Genomic DNA, 17,836 nt, shown 5'->3' with positions numbered 1-17,836 from the left:
CCTTAGAATTCGGCGTGATCGTAGGCTTCTTCACCAGCCTCGATCCGGTCATGGTCATGGTATTTGCCTTCGCTCTCGGGCCCCTCGCGCAGCTCCAGAAGCGAGCGCCAGAAGAACGTGACCGCCTGCAGGAAGATGAAGGCGCACATGAGCACGATCAGGATCTTGAACAGGAAGTAGGCGGAGAACCCGTTGGGGCTGAAGCCGATGGTCTCGACGTTCCAGCGCAGGGCGCGGGCCTTCATCAGCAGCCGGTCGAATCCTTCGGAGGCCGAGGGCTTCGGCGTGATGAGGTGGCGCCACATGAAGTACCACGAATAGAGCCACATGAGCACGGCCATGGGCATCATGAAGATGATGCTGCCGGTCATGTCGATGATTTTCTTGGCGCGGTAGCTTACCGGCGCATAGACGAGGTCGACGCGCACATGCCCGCCCTGCACGAAGGTGTAGGCAAGGCACAGGCAGACCACGATGGCATTGTAGAGCTTGAGCTCTTCGGACCACCAGCTCACGTCGAAGCTGACGGGCACGCCGAAGCCGAAGCCGATGTCGGGCCGCGCGAAGATGCGCTGAACCATGATGATGACCACCTGCTGCAGCACCATGATGAGGCCTGCCCAGGCGGCGATGCGGCCGATGCCGTTGTGGAACCACTCGAGCCCCCGCACCATCGCCCACATGGCGCCGCTGCGCCACAGCCCCAAGGCGGTGAGCACCAGAAACGCGGTGAGCACGACAAAGAAGAACTCCGCCGAGGCACCGTAGTAGACGAAGCGCATGACCGCTTCGGCGTTCGACCAGTCCAGCCAGCTGGCCGGGTGCGTCAGGGCGTAGACGAAATTGTAGAATGACATGGCGATATTGCCGAAGAACCAGGCCAGAAACCCCGCGATACCCGCGATTGCCCCGCCCGAGGCTGCCTCTTCCATGACCGGAGCCCCCTCATTGCTTGTGTCTTTATGACTTGTGTCTTTGGTCAGGAGGCGGGGCCCGCCCGGCCCGGGGCCGGGTGCGGGATATCCGCCGGAAACAGGGACGCCCCCGCGCGGTGCGGGGGCGTCTTGCCGTCAAACGCGTGGGATCACAGGCCCATGATGCGGTTGCGCTGCGCGGCGGTCGCGCCTTCGGAACGGGCGATCCACTGAGCCGACGATTTCAGCGACTCCATGTAGCTGTCGTAGCAGCGCTTGTAGAGCTCGTCGCCCATGGGCTCTTCGACCACTTCCTTGGCGGCGGCACCGAAGGCATCCCAGACGCTGTCGGGGAATTCCATGACCTTCACGCCACCCGACTGAAGGCGCTGCAGCGCCGCCGAGTTGTTGGCCATGAACAGCGACATCGACCAGATGTTCGACGCGCGCGCCACGTTCGCCACGATATCCTTGTGCTGCTGCGACAGGCTCTCGTAGGTCTCGAGGTTCATGGTCAGGTTGAGGTTCGGACCCGGCTCGTGGAAGCCCGCGGTGTAGTAGGTCTTGGTGATTTCCTGGAAACCGGCCTTCTCGTCGGCCCACGGCCCGATCCACTCGGTACCGTCGATCGCACCCGAGGACAGTGCCTGGTACACTTCGGCGCCGGGCAGGTTCTGAACGCTCGCGCCCAGCTTGCCAAGCACCTGGCCACCCTGCCCCGGCATCCGGAACTTGAGGCCCTGGAAATCCTCGGGGCTGTTGATCTCGCGCGCGAACCAGCCGCCCGACTGCGGACCGGTGTTGCCCGCCGGGAAGGCCTTGAGGCCGAAGATGCTGTAAAGCTCGTCGCCCAGCTCCATGCCGCCGTCATGGTACCACCAGTTGGCGTATTCCATGAAGTTCATGCCGAAGGGGATCTGGCTGAAGAAGCTGATCGCCGGGTGCTGACCAAGGAAGTAGTAATCCACGCCGTGGTACATGTCGGCCTGCCCGGCGGACACGGCGTCGAACACCTCGAACGCGCCCACGAGCTCGCCCGCTGCCTTGAGGTCGACGGTCAGCTGGCCGTCGGTGGCAGCAGTGATCTGGTCGGCGCAGTATTGCGCGCTGTCATGCACACCGGCAAGGCCGCGGCCCCAGGTGGTGACGAGGGTCAGCGTGCGCTTGCCCTGCGCGTAGGCCGGTGCGGCCAGTGCAGACGCGGCAGCGGCAGCGCCACCGGCAGTGGTGGCCCTCAGAAAAGAACGGCGATCCATGTGTGTCCTCCCGATTTGACGAGCGGTCCCCAGCTCCTCCCGGTCCCGCGCGGATCGTTACGTAGCAGGCACACTAGAACGTGAACGCTATCCGCAAAATACCCAGTGCTACGGAGTTGAGCATTTATCTTGCGTGGACGCTGCGGAAATTTGCGGCACTTGTATGGGCTTTTCGGCCAGCGTCGGCGCGCATCATCGTCTTAGGGCGGGCGGGGAAACAGGTTTGGACAGCGGCCCGCCTCACGGCATATCCAATGACATGCGTGCGATTCTCGACCGTCTTCACCTGAGCTACGGGCAGAAACTGTTCCTCCTTGCCTCGCTGCCGCTGATCTTCGCGGCGGCAGCCATCGCCGTGGTGGTGGCCTGGCAATCGCGGGAGATGGCCGACCGCGAGATCCGAGCGCTCGAGATCCAGCTGATCGAGACCAAGAAGGCCGAGCTGCGCAACTACGTGACGCAAGCGCGCAACGGCTTTTACTTCATTTATGGCGGCGCCGCACCCGACGACGAAGCCTCCAAGCGCGAGGTGGCGCAGATCCTTGCCGCGATGATCTACGGCGAGGACGGATCCTTCTTCGTCTACGATTACGACGGGGTGAACCTCGTCTCACCCCGCCACACGGAACTCATCGGTGGCGACTGGACCGGCATGACCGACAGCGAGGGCACGCCCATCACCGACCGCCTGATCGAACTTGCGCGCGCGGGCTCGGGCTATCACAGCTATCTCTGGCCCAAGCCCTCGACCGGGGAAGAGGCGCGGATGATCACCTTCGTGCTGGGCTTTCAGGACTGGCAATGGGCGGTGGGCACCGGGGTGTGGATCGACGACATTGTCGACCAGGTCGCGCTGGCCCGCGCGGGTGTCGAAGAACGCGTGCGCCAGACCTTTCTCTACATCAGCGGCATCACCTTGGCGGCGCTGCTCACGGTGTTCCTGTCGGGCCTCGTGATGAACCTGCGCGAACGGCGGCTGGCGGACGCCAAGCTCAAGGAACTCACCCAGCGCGTCTTCGATGCGCAGGAAGAGGAACGGGGCCGCGTGGCGCGGGAACTGCATGACGGCATCAGCCAGATCCTCGTGGGCGTGAAATACGCGCTCGACATTGCAAAGCGGCGGGTCACCACCGGTGATCCCCGCGCGGCCGAGGCGCTCGAGCGCGGCCAGGGCAACCTCTCCGGCGCCATTCAGGAGGTGCGCCGCATCAGCCGCGATTTGCGGCCCGGCGTGCTTGACGATCTCGGACTTGGCCCAGCGATCAAGGCTCTGGTGGACGACTTCACGACCCGCACCGGCATTGAAGCCAGCTTCGAGACGGTGGTGTTCCGCAACCGCATCGACCAGGAGGGGCGTATCGCGCTCTACCGCATCGCGCAGGAAGCGCTGACCAACATCGAACGCCACTCCGAGGCCACCCGCGTCGACGTGGACCTGCGTGGCCACCGCAAGGGCTGCACCCTGCGGATCAGCGACAATGGCAGCGGCATCCCCCCAGCCCCGCAGGAAGGACGCAGGGGCATTGGCCTGCGCAACATGCAAGAGCGCATGGATCAACTGGGAGGGGCCCTGCGCGTCTTGTCCTCGCGCCATGGGACGGTTATCGAAGCGCAGATCCCGCTCTCGCACCTGCTGCCCCCCGAAGAGGGCCGCTCGCAACCAAAGGCAAGCGCATGACCCGTGTCGTGATCGTCGACGACCATCCCCTCGTGGCCGAGGGCATCGAGGCCATCCTCGACGGCTACGACGATATCACTGTCGTCGCCACCCTCTCCGGAGGACAGGAGATCGTCGACCGGCTCGAAGAGCTGGCCCCTGACGTGATCCTGATGGATCTCAACATGCCCGGCATAGGCGGCCTCTCGGCAACCGAAATGATCCTGGAGCAGCGCCCCGAAACCCGGGTGCTGGTGCTCTCGATGCACGACACACCGGAATACGTCTCCACCGCGCTCGGCCACGGCGCCTCGGGCTACGTGCTCAAGGACGTGCCCTCCGAGGAGGTCAAGCGCGCCATCGACGCGGTCATGGCGGGCGAGCGTTACCTCTGCACCGGTGCCGAAGGCGCACTGCGCCCGGTGATGTCCGGCGGACGCGAGCAACTCACCAACCGCGAACAGGTGGTGCTGCTGCAGCTGGCACAGGGCAAGTCCAACAAGGAAGTGGCCATCGCGCTCGACATCTCGGTGCGCACGGTGGAAACCCACCGCAAGAACATCAAGCGCAAGCTGGGCATCAGCTCCACCGCCGGCCTCACCCGCTACGCGCTTGAACATGGCGTCCTGCAGGGTACCGGCGTAAACGGCTGACCTCGCCCCCGTTTCCTTTGACCCCAAATATCCCGGGGGAGTCTCCGCAGGAGACGGGGGCAGAGCCCCCTTCGCCCCGCCACAAGCACCATGACGGAAAAAAAAAGCGCCTCGGCCCGTCACGGGCGAGGCGCTGCATGTTGTCACTGACATGCCGTCGGCGACAGGCTGAAATCAGACCAGTGGGCCGGCCTGCGCCAGTTGCGCGGTGCCCATGTCGATGCCCGAGGCCGGCACCACGAGCGAATGCTCCTCGCCATCATGGGCCATCAGGTCATCGTCCGCCTGTCCAAGGGTCAGGAAGAACCCAATCCCGAGAAGCACCACGAGAACCCCGGCGCGCACCATATCGAAATTGCGCACGCTGCGGTGAAAACGACTGATCCTAGACATGAGCAAACTCCCTCGTCGGCATGTGGCCCGGTTGACCGGAACTTGATGCAAGGATGCCAGAACAGCGGCAGAACGGCAACTCACGAAGGCGAAAGCCCCTGTTACAGGCAAAGCTTCGCCAGCCTGTGCTGAATCACTTCCGGACGCCGGCCCATGTCGCAATTGGCCAAAATACTTTCCGAAAATTGCCGAATTTCGTGTTGCCTAGCAACTTAATGAAATATAGACACTTCTGAACGATGCATTTCGGGGCCATTTGCAGGTTGACGCGACAACTGGCCGCTCATATGGTCCGCCCTGTAACAAAGGAGACCGCGCCATGGCACGGCTGGTAGGCATTGTAGGAAACGCGCGCATGGGCCGGTAGACCGGACACCCTTTCAGGACCCCATGCGCCCCCGAAAATCTTCGGGGGCTTTTTTGTTGCCGCGGGACATGCAAGGTGCCCGCACAAGGGCACCTCTCCCGAGGGCCCGCAAGACAGCGCCTTACGGGCGGCTTATATGGAAGACACCCGACCAGGTGTTCACCCGCAAGCCCGGATAGGTGCCCAAGACCACGCCCCCCTGCGGGCAGATCGAAGGCCCTCGTACAGTGGGCTACAAGAGTACGACGTCGTAAACGGAGACACGCGATGACACGTCAGATGACCGGAGCGAAAATGGTGGTTCAGGCCCTCAAGGACCAGGGCGTGGACACGGTATTCGGCTACCCCGGCGGCGCCGTTCTACCGATTTATGACGAGATCTTTCAGCAAAACGACATCCAGCACATCCTCGTGCGTCACGAGCAGGCCGCCCTGCACGCCGCCGAAGGCTATGCCCGCTCGACCGGCAAGGTCGGCGTTGCGCTGGTGACATCGGGCCCCGGAGCGACCAACGCGGTCACCGGCCTGACCGATGCGCTGATGGACAGCATTCCGTTGGTGTGCCTCTCGGGGCAGGTGCCGACCTTCATGATCGGCTCGGACGCCTTCCAGGAGGCGGACACCGTGGGCATCACCCGCCCCTGCACGAAACACAACTGGCTGGTGAAGGACACCGCCAAGCTGTCGTCGACCCTGCATCAGGCCTTCCACGTGGCCAGCAGCGGCCGCCCCGGCCCGGTGCTCATCGACATTCCCAAGGATGTGCAGTTCGCTTCCGCCGAATACACCTCCAAGCCCAAGGCGCCGGTCGGTCACTACCAGCCGCAGGTCAAGGGCGACATGGAAACGATCACCGCCCTTGTCGAGGCCATCGAGAACGCCGAGCGTCCGGTCTTCTACACCGGCGGCGGCGTCATCAACTCGGGCCCCGCGGCCAGCCAGCTGCTGCGCGAGCTGGTGGATGCCACCGGCATTCCGATCACCTCGACCCTCATGGGCCTTGGCGCCTACCCCGCATCGGGCAAGGGCTGGCTGGGGATGCTCGGCATGCACGGTCTCTACGAGGCCAACCTCGCCATGCACGGTTGCGATCTGCTGATCAACATCGGTGCGCGGTTCGACGACCGGATCACCGGGCGGCTCGACGCGTTTTCTCCGAAGTCGAAGAAAGCGCATATCGACATCGACCCCTCGTCGATCAACAAGGTCATCAAGACCGACCTGCCGATCGTCGGGGATGTGGGCCACGTGCTCGAGGACATGCTGAAGGTCTGGAAGGCGCGCGGCCGCAAGGTCAACCGTGAGGGCCTTGCCAAGTGGTGGCGCCAGATCGAGGAATGGAAGCAGGCCAACTGCCTGAAATACACCGGGTCTGAAACCACCATCAAGCCGCAGTACGCGCTGCAAAGGCTCGAGGCGCTGACCAAGGGAATGGACCGCTACATCACCACCGAAGTGGGCCAGCACCAGATGTGGGCGGCGCAGTTCCTTGGCTTCGAGGATCCCAACCGCTGGATGACCTCGGGCGGCCTTGGCACCATGGGCTACGGCTTCCCGGCCTCGGTCGGAGTGCAGGTGGCGCATCCCGAAAGCCTCGTGATCAACGTGGCGGGCGAAGCCTCGTGGCTGATGAACATGCAGGAGATGGGCACGGCAGTGCAGTACCGCCTGCCGGTCAAGCAGTTCATCCTCAACAATGAACGGCTGGGCATGGTGCGCCAGTGGCAACAGCTGCTGCACGGCGAGCGCTACAGCTCCAGCTGGTCCGAGGCGCTGCCCGATTTCGTCAAGCTGGCCGAAGCCTTCGGAGCCAAGGGCATCATCTGCAAGGATCCCGCGGACCTTGATGACGCGATCATGGAGATGATCAAGCACGATGGCCCGGTGATCTTCGACTGCCTCGTCGAGAAGCACGAGAACTGCTTCCCGATGATCCCGTCGGGCGAGCCGCACAACAAGATGCTGCTCGGGGATGCGCAGGCGACCAACGCGATCGCCGGCAAGGGCGCCGTTCTGGTCTGAGGCCCGCCATTTGATCCCGGCGGCCGGGCACCCTGCCCGGCCCCGGCCCGCCGCCCATGGCGGACGCGGCCCTCGGGATCTTCGGCACCGGCTCAGGAGGAGGACCGAGCATGGCACCGAACGCCTTGCGCATCCGCGCGGCGCTATCGCTGACGGCAATACGGCGCCCCCCGCAGGGACGCCGCACCACAGGACTTGCGATGGTCTGCGCTTACAGGATGTCGTCCAGAAGCCCGTCGTCACAGCCACAGCCGTCATCGTGGCCCGCGTCACCGCCATATTCTCCGCCGCCCGAAACGCCGGATGCGAGGATCGCGAAGAGGTTCACGTCATCGCCCACGTCGATATCCGCAAGGGCGCCAAGGTCGATATGCTCATCGGCGCCGACCTCGGCCAGAGATAGGGCATCCACCTCGATCCCGTCCTCGCCCAAGTCGGCACTGGCCAGCGCATCGACGTTGACGCCGTCATCGTCCAGCACGTCCACGCTGGCGAGGACATCGGTATCAAGGCCGTCCTCGTCGAGATCCACATCTGCGAGGGCATCCACATCGCGCAAGTCGCCTCCGGCGAGCTCCACGTCGGCCAGCAGGTCCACGTTCAGGCCGCCGTCGGTATGGTTGTCGTCCTGCTTGCTTCCGAAAAGCTTGGAAAGTCCGAACATCCTATTTTCTCCTCTGCCAGGTGTCCGCGGCATCAACCGCAAGAGGAGTCACGAAAACGAGAGAAACCGGGTTTCGGCAGATTGTGTCAACACTGCGTCTCCAATCTGGCAACTCTGACAACATTGAACGAACTCAGCCACTCAACCGGTGGCATAAGCGAGAGGAACCGGCGAAATGTCCGCACTACAGATCAAGAAGGGCTCGAACAAGCATTCGGCCTACAACCTGCGCCCGACCTTCTCGGACGTGAGCGAAGCACACACCATCACCGTTCTGGTCGAGAACGAGCCCGGCGTGCTGGCCCGCGTGATCGGCCTGTTCTCGGGGCGCGGCTACAACATCGACAGCCTCACCGTGGCCGAAGTGGACCACGAAGGTCACCTCAGCCGCATCACCATCGTCACCACCGGCACGCCGCAGGTGATCGAGCAGATCAAGGCACAGCTTGGCCGTATCGTGTCGGTGCGCGATGTGCATGATCTGACCGCCGAGGGCAGCTCGGTCGAGCGGGAACTGGCGCTGATGAAGGTTGTGAGCAGCGGCGAGAAGCGCGTCGAGGCGCTGCGCCTTGCGGATATCTTCCGGGCCAATGTTGTGGATTCGACACTGGAAAGCTTCATCTTCCAGCTGACCGGCGCGCCGGACAAGATTGACGCCTTCGCCGACCTCATGCGCCCGTTGGGCCTTGTCGAGGTGGCCCGCACCGGCGTTGCCGCCCTGTCGCGCGGAACCCGGTAATCGGCGTGTCATCCGGCGCGCGATATGGCGCGCCGGGTGCAGATCCTTCCCCTGCCGGGATCACCTGCCGGGGAACGGCACCACGTTGCCCACGGGTGCCAGCCCAAGCGGCCGGGACACGGGTCTGAGGGCATCCACCAGCCCGGAGAAACAGTGCCGCACCAGTTTCTGAGGATTGCGTGCGCGGCGCTGGCTGCTGACCTGTGCAAGGTCGAACTGCACAAGATCGCCTTCTTTCAGCGGCTCGGAGAGGCCTAGGCCATCCTCACGGCTGTCAAACAGCGCAAGATCACCCTGGTCTTCGCACCAGATGATGGCACGGCAGTCACAGGGCGATGCCCCCTTCGTCCAGATGACGACGCCCAGTGCCTTGGCAGTACTCTTAGGCATGAGACCCCCAATTCAGAACCACTTCACACGCATGTCAAATTTAGCCCGTTTCGCACCGAACTAGAAACAGGCCGCGCCGCACGAAATCGTGTCAGTTTTAACTTGATTGACGCCAATTAGCGCCACATATTGACGCTACTCCGCATCATTCGTATGAAACGCATCATTTTCCGTTAATTCGCACGGGGACAAAGAACGCATGACGCGACACGCGCGCCAATCCGAACTTACCGCAAGTCCCGCTGCCCTGCGCAGCGTCTTCGGCGAAAACCTCAAACTTCTCGTTAAAAAAGCGCCCTCGGTGTCGGCACTGTGCCGCGAGCTTGGAATCAACCGGACCCAGTTCAACCGCTACCTTGCAGGGGAAAGCTTTCCGCGGCCCGACGTGTTGCACAAGATCTGTGATTTCTTCGGTGTAGATGCACGCATCCTGCTTGAACCCGTGGAACAGATCGCGCCTGAAGCCGTGCCCGAAGCCAACCCTGCCGACGATGTGCCCAATGGCCTGCTAAGCCACCCCTGGCTCGGAAGCTTCACCGGACCGGCCCTATGCGGTGTCGAAGAAGCCTCCTTTCCGTCGGGCTTCTACCGCTTCACCCGCGCCGCCTTTTCCGACAGCGAACGCTTCGTCACCGGGGTGATCTATGTCTTCCGCAAGGATGGCTTCTGCTTCTTGCGGGGGCTGGAACCCAAGGCCGCGCTCGAGATGAACGGCGTCACGCCCACCATCCAGAACCGCGAATTTCGTGGCCTCGTGATGCAGCAGGCCGAGGGCATCGCCTTCCTCGTGAACCGGCGCGATGCCCTGACCGCTTCCTTCAACTACCTGTCGCGGATGCCGTCCATCGCGCGCACCTTCTGGCTGGGTTACGCCGTGCGCACCACGCAGGAGAGCCCATCGGCCCGTCGCGCCGCGCGGATGATCTATGAGCATCTTGGCTATGACACCGGCAAGATCCTTGCCGCTGCGCGCCGGGGCGGATACCTGCAATTGGAAGATGTGACGCCATTCCATCGCCAGCACCTGCGCTTCGATGAAGGATTTGCCTGATCAAGCCTCGCGGCCGGTTGCTACGCCGCACCTTGGCCGGAGGCTATGTTGGCGCCATGGTCGTGGGCACTGACCATGGCCGTGTCTGCGGCGTCGCCGACCCTTATCAGATCGTAAAGATGCCATGTGGCGTGACCCAGCAGTGGTAGCACGATGAACAGCCCCACGAACCCCGGCAGCATGGCAAGGAAGCTCGCCAGCGCCAGCACCGCGGCCCATGTGAACATCACCACTGGGTGGGCGGCGACATAGCCGAATGACGTGATCATCGCGGTCACGAAGTCGATTTCGCGGTCCAGCAGCATGGGCAGCGCCAGCACCGAGATCATGTAGAGCAGCGCGGCAAAGCCCGCCCCCACCATGCTGCCCACCGCCACCATCATAAGCCCGTTCGGCGTCATGAAGACCGCGAGGCTCGATGACACGTTGGTCATCACCGACAGCCCGAGGAACAGGGCAAAGATCATGTGGCCGAGGAAGAACCAGAACAGGAAGACGATCACGATCACCGCGCAGATCGACGGCAACTGACGCCGCGACTGCCGCACAACCACCGACATCACCTGCACCCGGTCGAGCGGAAGGCCAAGTTCGATCCGGCGGCTGACATCGTAAAACCCAACGGCGGCAAAGGGCCCGATCAGCGGAAAGCCGATGGCCGCCAGCACCAGCCAGTAGCTTTGCCCCGTGGCGAGCGTGATCCAGACCATCAGCCAGCCTGCCGCCACGTAGCCCCCCGCGAAGGCCAGCGCGAAGCCTGGCGCCCGGCGCAGGTCCCGGGCCCCGCGTTTCAGTGCCTCCAACAGCGTGGCAAGGCGCACCGGTGCAAGCTCCGGCACGCCCGGTGTCGGTGTCTCGGTCATCCCCTGCCCTCCTCACAGCCCCTTTTCCGTGGGCTGCGATGATGCTTGGGAGGGGGCCGCCCCGCAAGAAGTTTCGCACGTCAGGGTTGCCGGGCGACAAACCCGCCTTGAAGACACGAAACGGGGCGCATGCCCCGTTCCGGCACGCGCCCCGTCCTGGCGTCAAAATCGGGAGTGAAGGGCGCTACTGCGCGTCAGCGCGGCTTTTGCCGCTGGCCTGCTGGGCGAGCGTGGCGCCCATGAACGGGTCGAGATCGCCATCGAGCACCCCTTGGGTGTCCGAGGTCTCGTGGCTGGTGCGCAGATCCTTCACCATCTGATAGGGCTGCAACACGTACGAACGGATCTGGTTGCCCCATCCCGCATCGCCCTTGGCCTCGTGCTGGGCGTTGATCTCGGCATTGCGGCGGTCCAGCTCCTGCTGGTAGAGCCGCGATTTCAGCGCCTTCATGGCGATGTCCCGGTTCTGGTGCTGTGACTTTTCGGACGAGGTCACGACGATGCCGGTCGGGATGTGCGTGATCCGCACCGCGGAGTCGGTGGTGTTCACGTGCTGCCCGCCCGCGCCGGACGAACGGTAGGTGTCGACCCGGATGTCACTCGGATTCACGTCGATCTCGATGTTGTCGTCGACCACCGGATAGACCCAGACCGAGGCGAAAGAGGTTTCGCGCGTGCCCTTGCCGAAGGGCGAGATCCGCACCAGCCGGTGCACGCCGCTTTCGGATTTCAGCCAGCCATAGGCGTTGGTGCCCGAGATCTTGTAACCGCAGGACTTGATGCCCGCCTCGGCGCCCGCTTCCTCGAACTGAAGCTCCACTTCGTAGCCCCGCTTTTCTGCCCAGCGCACATACATGCGCTGAAGCATCGCGGCCCAGTCGCAGGCTTCGGTGCCGCCGGCGCCGGCGTTGATCTCTAGGAAGGTGTCGTTGCCGTCCGCCTCGCCGTCCAGAAGCGCCTCCAGCTCCTTCTGCCCGGCCTTCTCGGTCAAAGACTTCAGCGAGGTCTCGGCCTCGGTGACGACCTCCTCGTCCTCTTCCATCTCTCCCATCTCGATGAGCTCGATATTGTCGGACAGCTCCTGCTTGATGGAGGTGTAGGTCTCCATGGCATCCACGAGGAACTGGCGGTCGCGCATCAACTTCTGCGCCGCGGCGGGATCATCCCAGAGGTTGGGATCCTCGACCCGGGCGTTGAATTCCTCGAGCCGGTGAGGCGCCGTCTCCCAGTCGAGCCGCTGCCCCAGCAGATCCAGCGATTTCTCGATCTTTTCGACGTTCTTCTGGGTTTCGGCGCGCATCTAAGATCTCTTCGGATATGTCCTGTTGATCCACGGGACATAAACCAGCCCCGGCATCCCTTCAAGCGTTGCCATATGGTTTCCCCCCGCCCTTGCCACGAGACCCGTCCGGTTGCACCGGTCGGCATGCCTCCGGCGGGGATATTTGCGGTCAAAGGAAGCGCCGCAGGCAGTGACGCCGGACATGGGCCCGGCCCACCTCTTCTTCTTTTTTTTCAGATACGCCGCAGGAGACGGGGGCAGCGCGCGCTTCGACCTCACAATGCTGCGCATCGCCAAGCGACAGGTTGGACGTCAGTTTACTGGCATTAGCGCAACTTGCGGTCACTGCCGCTATGGTCAGAACGGCGCCCCTCTTCCGACGTCCGGGCCGCACCGTTGCGGCGGGGCAGAGACCGCTGCGGCAGCAGACACCCTGCCCCAGCAGGCCGGCGCCGGTTATGCGCCCGAAGTGACACGGATTTGCGAAGGCGGCGCGCCCCTCTTCGTCCTCAGCCGGCGCGGCGCAGCTCGGGGGCGACCTTGGTGCCCAGCACTTCGATGGCCTTCATCATCTCCTTATGGTCGATCACCCCGATCGCCATCTGGATCGTCACCCGGTCAAAGCCGAGATCCTCGCGCAGACCGAGGATCTTGTCGGTCACCTGCGCCGGAGAGCCCACGAACATCGCGCCCTCGGGGCCGGTCGAGGCATCGTATTGCGCCCGGCTCTGCGGGCCCCAGCCGCGCTCGCGGCCGATCTGGTCCATCACCGCCTTCTGCGCCGGGAAAAACAGGTCGGCGGCTGCCTTGCCGTCCTCACCCACAAAACCGTGCACGTTGAGCGACACCCGCGCCTTGTCAGCGTTGCCCGACTGGTCTGCTGCCCGCCGATAGAGGTCGGCCAGTGGCGCAAAGCGGCGCGGCTCACCGCCGATGATGGCCAGCGCCAGTGGCCGTCCCAGTGCGCCTGCGCGCACCATGCTCTCCGGCGACCCGCCGGCGGCAATCCATATCGGCAGGCGCCCCGACACCGGGCGCGGATATACACCGAGCCGATCTACCGCGTGCGTGTGTTTCGAGCCGGGCCAGCGCAGCACCTCCTGCTCTTCAATGGCCAGCAGCATCTGCAGCTTTTCCTCGAAAAGCTCATGGTAATCGTCGAGATCATAGCCGAAGAGCGGGAAGCTCTCGATGAAACTGCCGCGCCCGACCATGAGCTCGGCCCGCCCGTCGCTGAGATTGTCCAGCGTTGCGTATTGCTGGAACACCCGGATCGGATCATCCGAGCTCAGCACCGACACCGCAGAGCTGAGGCGGATCCGTTCTGTCACCGAGGCCGCGGCCGCCAGCACCGTCGCGGGCGAGGAAATGGCATAGTTCGCTCGGTGGTGTTCCCCGAGCCCGAAGATATCCAGCCCCACCTCGTCGGCCAGCCGGATCTCGGCGATCAGCTCCTTCATGCGCTGATTGGCATCGACTTTTTCCCCGGTAACCGGGTTCGTGCCGACATCGCCGAATGTGTAGAGACCAAGTTCCATTGCGCCAAACCTTTTGCCTGTTTGCACGCAACATAGAGGCGCAGCCGGCCGCGTGAACCCCGCCGCCCGCACATGACCCGCACATAGGCTGTGCGCTTGGCCGCCTGCGCCGTTGCATGCGCCTTCAGACTCGCCTTAGCACATCGGCCAGCAGCGCCGCCGCCCGCACCCCGTCGACCACGTGGGCGCCGATCCCCTCCCGCAATGCATCGCGGTGGATGCACATCCCCGCGCAGCCAAGGACCACCGCGTCGGCGCCCCCGTCTGTCAGAGCCGCGATGCCCTCGCGCAGCCGCGCGATCACCTCGGTGCCCCCGGCCTCGACCTCGAGGACGGGAATGCCGCTGGGCCGGACCTCAATGCAGGCCTGCGCAAAGCCCTGCTCTTGGATGTTGCCCTCGATCACCGGCAGCGACACCGGCAGCGTGGTCAGGACCGAGAACCTCTCTCCCAGCAAGCTTGCCGCGTGGAAGGCCGCCTGGCCGATGCCGATCACCGGGCAGTGAGCCCGCGCCCGCATCTCGGCAAGGCCGGTGTCATCAAAACAGGCAATAACGATGACCTCCGCATCTCTTGCAGTCTCGACTTGCGCCAGAAGGCCCGGCACTGCGGCAGCGCCATCCTCGGCGCCCTGTATCGCGGCGGGCGCGCCGTGGTTGGTCCGCCCCTCGATACGCACCCCCGGCAGCACCTCGCGCGCGGTGGCAACGATCCCGTCCGTCATGTGCTCCGACGAGTTGGGGTTCAGGAAGAGGATCATTTCTCAGACACCCTTTCCCGCGTCCGACCCAAGCCGCGCCCGCCGCCGCCCCAACGCCCAGACCGTGACGATGAACGCCCCGATGATCAGCAGCGAGAACAGCGTGGTCATGGTGCCCAGCGCATAAATCACCGGGGTGGTGACATTGGTGGTCATCCCGAAGATCTCGAGCGGCAGGGTGTTGTAGCTTCCCGAGGTCAGCAGCGTGCGGGCAAACTCGTCATAGCTGAGGGTAAAGCCGAACAGCCCCACCCCGATCAGCGACGGCGCGATGATCGGCAGCACCACGTGGGTAATGGTCTGCCCCGCGCTTGCTCCCTGGTCGCGCGCTGCCTCCTCGTAGGATTTGTCGAAGCGGTTGAAGACGGCAAACATGATGAGCAGGCCGAAAGGCAGTGTCCATGTCAGCTGCGAGCCAAAGCCCGAGGTCGCCCAGTGCACCCGCAGCCCCAGCTGGTTGAAGATAAGGCCTACGCCAAGGGAGATCAGGATCGACGGGATCACGAGGCTGGCGATGATGAGGTAGAACAGCACCCCCGACCCCGCGAACCGTTTGCGGAAGGCAAGCCCCCCCATGACCGACACGACCACCGTGGTGACCATCACCATGAGCCCCAGCGCAAGGCTGCGCCGGAAGGCGCCCCAGATATCGCCCACCGCCTGCTCCTGGAATAGATCGCGAAACCAGTGCAGCGACGCGCCGCGCATGGGAAAGGTCAGCCCGCCCTCGGGCCCCTGGAAGCTGAGGATGCCGATGGTCAGGGTCGGCCCGTAGAGGAACAGGATGAACAGCCCGAAGAAGGCGGTGAGGAGGTAGAAGGAACGGGGGCGGCGATCCATGGCTCAAAGCTCCTTACGGATGTCGACAAAGCGCAGCAGGATGCCGATCACGATCAGCACGGTGCACAGCAGCACCACGGCGGTGGCGGCGGCAGAGGGGTATTGCAGCAGCGCGATGTCGTTGGAAATCAGGCGCCCCACGTTGGCGCTCTGCGATCCGCTCATAAAGCGCACGGTGATGAAATCGCCCATCACAAGCGTCAGCACGAAGATGGTGCCGATCATGATGCCGGGCTTGGTCAGCGGCACGATCACGTGCACCAGCGTCTGGAAGCCCGACGCGCCGTTGTCGTAGGCGGCCTCGATGAGCGAGCGGTCGATGCGCATCATTGTGTTGAAGATCGGGACCACCATGAACAGCGTGTAAAGATGCACGAAGGCAAGGATCACCGAGAAATCGGAATAGAGCAGCCACTCCAGCGGCTCGTCGATCAGACCCATGTCGATCAGGGTCGAATTGGCAATCCCGTTGCGCCCGAGGAACGGGATCCACGAGATCATCCGGATGATGTTCGAGGTCCAGAACGGGATGGTGCACAGCAGGAACAGCGCGATCTGCACGGTCTGGCTGCGGATGTGGAAGGCAAGGTAATAGGCAACGGTGAAGCCGATCGCCAGCGTCAGCGCCCATGTGATCGCGGCGTATTTGAACGTGGCGAGGAACACCTTGTAGGTTACCGGTGAGCCAAAGAGGAACTGGTAGTTCTCCATCGAGAAGGCGGGGATGATGGAAAACTCCGTCGCCTGCCAGAAGCTCACGATGACGATGGTGATGATCGGCAGGATCAAAAAAACCAGCAGCACCAGCGACAGCGGCGCCGCCTGCAACCAGCCCAGAAAATGACGGTTCTTCAACATATGGCCCCTGCCCCTCGCGCGCGGCGATCATCCCGAGAATTCCCCGCCGCCTTCTTCTCTTGAAAAATACGCGCGGGGGGCTCCGGGGGGCGGCAGCCCCCCGGCGGATCACGGTCCCCAAAGGGGGCCGCGAGCTCATGCCTGCCGGCCCGCAAGGGCCGACCGGTCAGTGGATCACGATGCAATGAACTCGTTCCACTTGCGCACCATGTACTGGTTCTCGTCCATCACCGCGTTCCAGCACGCGACCGAGCCCATGCGCTCTTCGAACGAGCCGCCATCGCGGACCTCGCCGGCCTGCGCCAGCGTGTCGCCGGTGGGCGAGGTGATGACATCGGTGGCTTCCTTGCCCTCGAACCAGTAGCCCCACTCGTTCTCGGACATGTATTCCTTCGAGGTTTCGGGAACCGCCGAATAGTACCCCTGGCGCATGAGGTAGCCGCCGACCCATCCTGACAGGTACCAGTTGATGTACTCGTAGGCTGCATCCAGCTCCATGCCAGACAGCGACTGCGACAGGCCGATGCCGCCGCCCCAGCTGCGGTAGCCTTCCTTCAGCGGCTGGTACACGCAGTCGATGCCGCGCGATTTTACCGCGGTTATGGCAGGCGACCACATGGACTGGATCACCACCTCGCCCGAGGCCATGAGATTCACGCTCTCGTCGAAGGACTTCCAGAAGGCACGGAACTGGCCGGCCTGCTTGGCCTCGGTGAAGATCGCGAAGGTGGCGTCAATCTCCTCGCGGGTCATGTTGCCCTTGTCGCCGTACTGGATCTCGCCCATGGCCTCGCAAACCATGGCCATGTCCATGATCCCGATGGACGAGATATCGAGGATTGACGCCTTGCCACGAAACTCGGGGTTCAGCAGCTCGGCCCAGCTTTCGATGGGACGGTTGATGAGGTCGGGGCGAATGCCGAGCGTGTCGGCGTTATAGATCGTCGGGATGAGGGTCATCCAGTTGGTCTGCTCATCGGCAAAGGTTGTCGCGCCCGGCTCGGGGATGAACCCCACGGTGTGCGGCGCGGTGCCCTGCGCGATGTCGCTGTCGGGGGTCAGCTTGCCGTCCTTGAAGATGCCGACGATCTTGTCGTAGTTGGCGATCTTGCTCACGTCCATGGCCTGCAGGTTGCCCGTCGGCCAGACCTTCTTGCAGATCCAGTACTCGATGTCGGCAATGTCGAAGCTGTCCGGCTGGGTGGCGGCCCGCTGGGTCACGCTGTCCGAATCCAGTGCAGTCATCTCAAGCGTGAAGCCAAGATCTTCCTTCACCTTGGTGGCCACGTCGTTGAGGTTCGACACCCCGGTGCCGAACTGGCGCAGGGTGATGTTCTTGATGTCCTGCGCCCAGAGCATCGGGGCGGGAAGCGCCGATGCAGCGGCGGCGGCTGCGCCTCCCTTGAGCAGCGCGCGGCGGGTGTATCCGACTTTGGCCATGGTTGGTCCTCTCTGTCGTTGGTCGGTTGATCCGTGTTGTCCGTGGCAGGCATTGGCTGCCTGTCTTCTTGTGCACCGCAGGCCCTCAGGGCCTGTCGATGTTGGCTGCGGGCGCTGCCCGCCCGTCTGATTATGTCCCTTGAATGGCG

Annotated in this window: 17 protein-coding genes; 5 read left to right on the top strand and 12 right to left on the bottom strand. The window is 63.7% G+C overall.

The window, feature by feature from the left end:
- Nucleotides 1–2 precede the first annotated feature (2 nt).
- Both IEX41_RS12040 and IEX41_RS12035 read right to left on the bottom strand, forming a co-directional pair.
- Nucleotides 3–932: a TRAP transporter small permease subunit gene (locus tag IEX41_RS12040; protein WP_188790491.1), complete on the bottom strand. Its 930-nt coding sequence runs from the start codon at nt 930–932 to the stop codon at nt 3–5.
- Between the two features lie 152 nt (nt 933–1,084).
- Complete coding sequence (locus IEX41_RS12035; protein ID WP_188790490.1) at nt 1,085–2,170, bottom strand: TRAP transporter substrate-binding protein; 1,086 nt, start codon at nt 2,168–2,170, stop codon at nt 1,085–1,087.
- Nucleotides 2,171–2,429: 259 nt separating this feature from the next.
- Between IEX41_RS12035 and IEX41_RS12030 the strand changes: the two genes are divergently transcribed.
- The gene (locus IEX41_RS12030) at nt 2,430–3,848 is read left to right on the top strand and encodes a cache domain-containing protein (protein WP_188790489.1); all 1,419 of its coding nucleotides are present in this window, start codon (nt 2,430–2,432) and stop codon (nt 3,846–3,848) included.
- Entirely contained in the window at nt 3,845–4,480 is a 636-nt protein-coding gene (locus IEX41_RS12025; protein ID WP_188790488.1) for a response regulator transcription factor, read from the top strand. The genes IEX41_RS12030 and IEX41_RS12025 overlap by 4 nt, the downstream gene beginning before the upstream one ends.
- A 174-nt stretch (nt 4,481–4,654) precedes the next feature.
- On the opposite strand, the gene IEX41_RS12020 is transcribed toward IEX41_RS12025, so the two are convergent.
- Entirely contained in the window at nt 4,655–4,873 is a 219-nt protein-coding gene (locus tag IEX41_RS12020) for a hypothetical protein (protein WP_188790487.1), read from the bottom strand.
- A 634-nt stretch (nt 4,874–5,507) separates the two neighbouring features.
- Here IEX41_RS12020 and IEX41_RS12015 point away from each other — a divergent pair.
- Nucleotides 5,508–7,262 (top strand): acetolactate synthase 3 large subunit, encoded by a 1,755-nt coding sequence (locus IEX41_RS12015; RefSeq protein WP_188790486.1) that lies wholly within the window; start codon nt 5,508–5,510, stop codon nt 7,260–7,262.
- Between the two features lie 211 nt (nt 7,263–7,473).
- On the opposite strand, the gene IEX41_RS12010 is transcribed toward IEX41_RS12015, so the two are convergent.
- Complete coding sequence (locus tag IEX41_RS12010; RefSeq protein ID WP_188790485.1) at nt 7,474–7,926, bottom strand: hypothetical protein; 453 nt, start codon at nt 7,924–7,926, stop codon at nt 7,474–7,476.
- A gap of 175 nt (nt 7,927–8,101) precedes the next feature.
- Between IEX41_RS12010 and ilvN the strand changes: the two genes are divergently transcribed.
- Nucleotides 8,102–8,665, top strand: a complete 564-nt coding sequence (ilvN, locus tag IEX41_RS12005) for an acetolactate synthase small subunit (protein ID WP_188790484.1) — start codon at nt 8,102–8,104, stop codon at nt 8,663–8,665.
- A 60-nt stretch (nt 8,666–8,725) separates the two neighbouring features.
- Here ilvN and IEX41_RS12000 read toward each other — a convergent pair whose 3' ends face one another.
- A complete protein-coding gene (locus IEX41_RS12000) occupies nt 8,726–9,055 on the bottom strand; it encodes a hypothetical protein (RefSeq protein WP_188790483.1) in 330 nt (109 codons plus the stop codon).
- 199 nt (nt 9,056–9,254) lie between these two features.
- Between IEX41_RS12000 and IEX41_RS11995 the strand changes: the two genes are divergently transcribed.
- Entirely contained in the window at nt 9,255–10,106 is an 852-nt protein-coding gene (locus tag IEX41_RS11995; RefSeq protein WP_188790482.1) for a helix-turn-helix domain-containing protein, read from the top strand.
- 20 nt (nt 10,107–10,126) lie between these two features.
- Here the strand turns inward: IEX41_RS11995 and IEX41_RS11990 are convergent, their stop codons facing one another.
- The 7 genes from IEX41_RS11990 to IEX41_RS11960 form a co-directional block, all read right to left on the bottom strand.
- A complete protein-coding gene (locus IEX41_RS11990; RefSeq protein ID WP_188790481.1) occupies nt 10,127–10,969 on the bottom strand; it encodes a DUF2189 domain-containing protein in 843 nt (280 codons plus the stop codon).
- Nucleotides 10,970–11,153: 184 nt separating this feature from the next.
- Complete coding sequence (gene prfB / locus IEX41_RS11985) at nt 11,154–12,269, bottom strand: peptide chain release factor 2 (protein WP_188790480.1); 1,116 nt, start codon at nt 12,267–12,269, stop codon at nt 11,154–11,156.
- 491 nt (nt 12,270–12,760) lie between these two features.
- On the bottom strand, nt 12,761–13,789 hold the full coding sequence (locus IEX41_RS11980) for an Atu2307/SP_0267 family LLM class monooxygenase (RefSeq protein ID WP_188790479.1): 1,029 nt from the start codon (nt 13,787–13,789) through the stop codon (nt 12,761–12,763).
- A 124-nt stretch (nt 13,790–13,913) separates the two neighbouring features.
- Nucleotides 13,914–14,549, bottom strand: a complete 636-nt coding sequence (locus IEX41_RS11975) for an aspartate/glutamate racemase family protein (protein WP_188790478.1) — start codon at nt 14,547–14,549, stop codon at nt 13,914–13,916.
- Between the two features lie 3 nt (nt 14,550–14,552).
- A complete protein-coding gene (locus IEX41_RS11970; RefSeq protein ID WP_188790477.1) occupies nt 14,553–15,389 on the bottom strand; it encodes an ABC transporter permease in 837 nt (278 codons plus the stop codon).
- 3 nt (nt 15,390–15,392) lie between these two features.
- Nucleotides 15,393–16,247: an ABC transporter permease gene (locus IEX41_RS11965; protein WP_188790476.1), complete on the bottom strand. Its 855-nt coding sequence runs from the start codon at nt 16,245–16,247 to the stop codon at nt 15,393–15,395.
- 174 nt (nt 16,248–16,421) lie between these two features.
- Nucleotides 16,422–17,687, bottom strand: a complete 1,266-nt coding sequence (locus IEX41_RS11960) for an ABC transporter substrate-binding protein (RefSeq protein WP_188790475.1) — start codon at nt 17,685–17,687, stop codon at nt 16,422–16,424.
- Nucleotides 17,688–17,836: the final 149 nt, after the last annotated feature.

Origin of the sequence: Salipiger pallidus (assembly GCF_014643635.1) — a bacterium.
In the GTDB taxonomy this organism is placed as follows: Bacteria; Pseudomonadota; Alphaproteobacteria; order Rhodobacterales; family Rhodobacteraceae; genus Salipiger; species Salipiger pallidus.
This window is presented reverse-complemented; position numbering and strand designations above follow the sequence as displayed.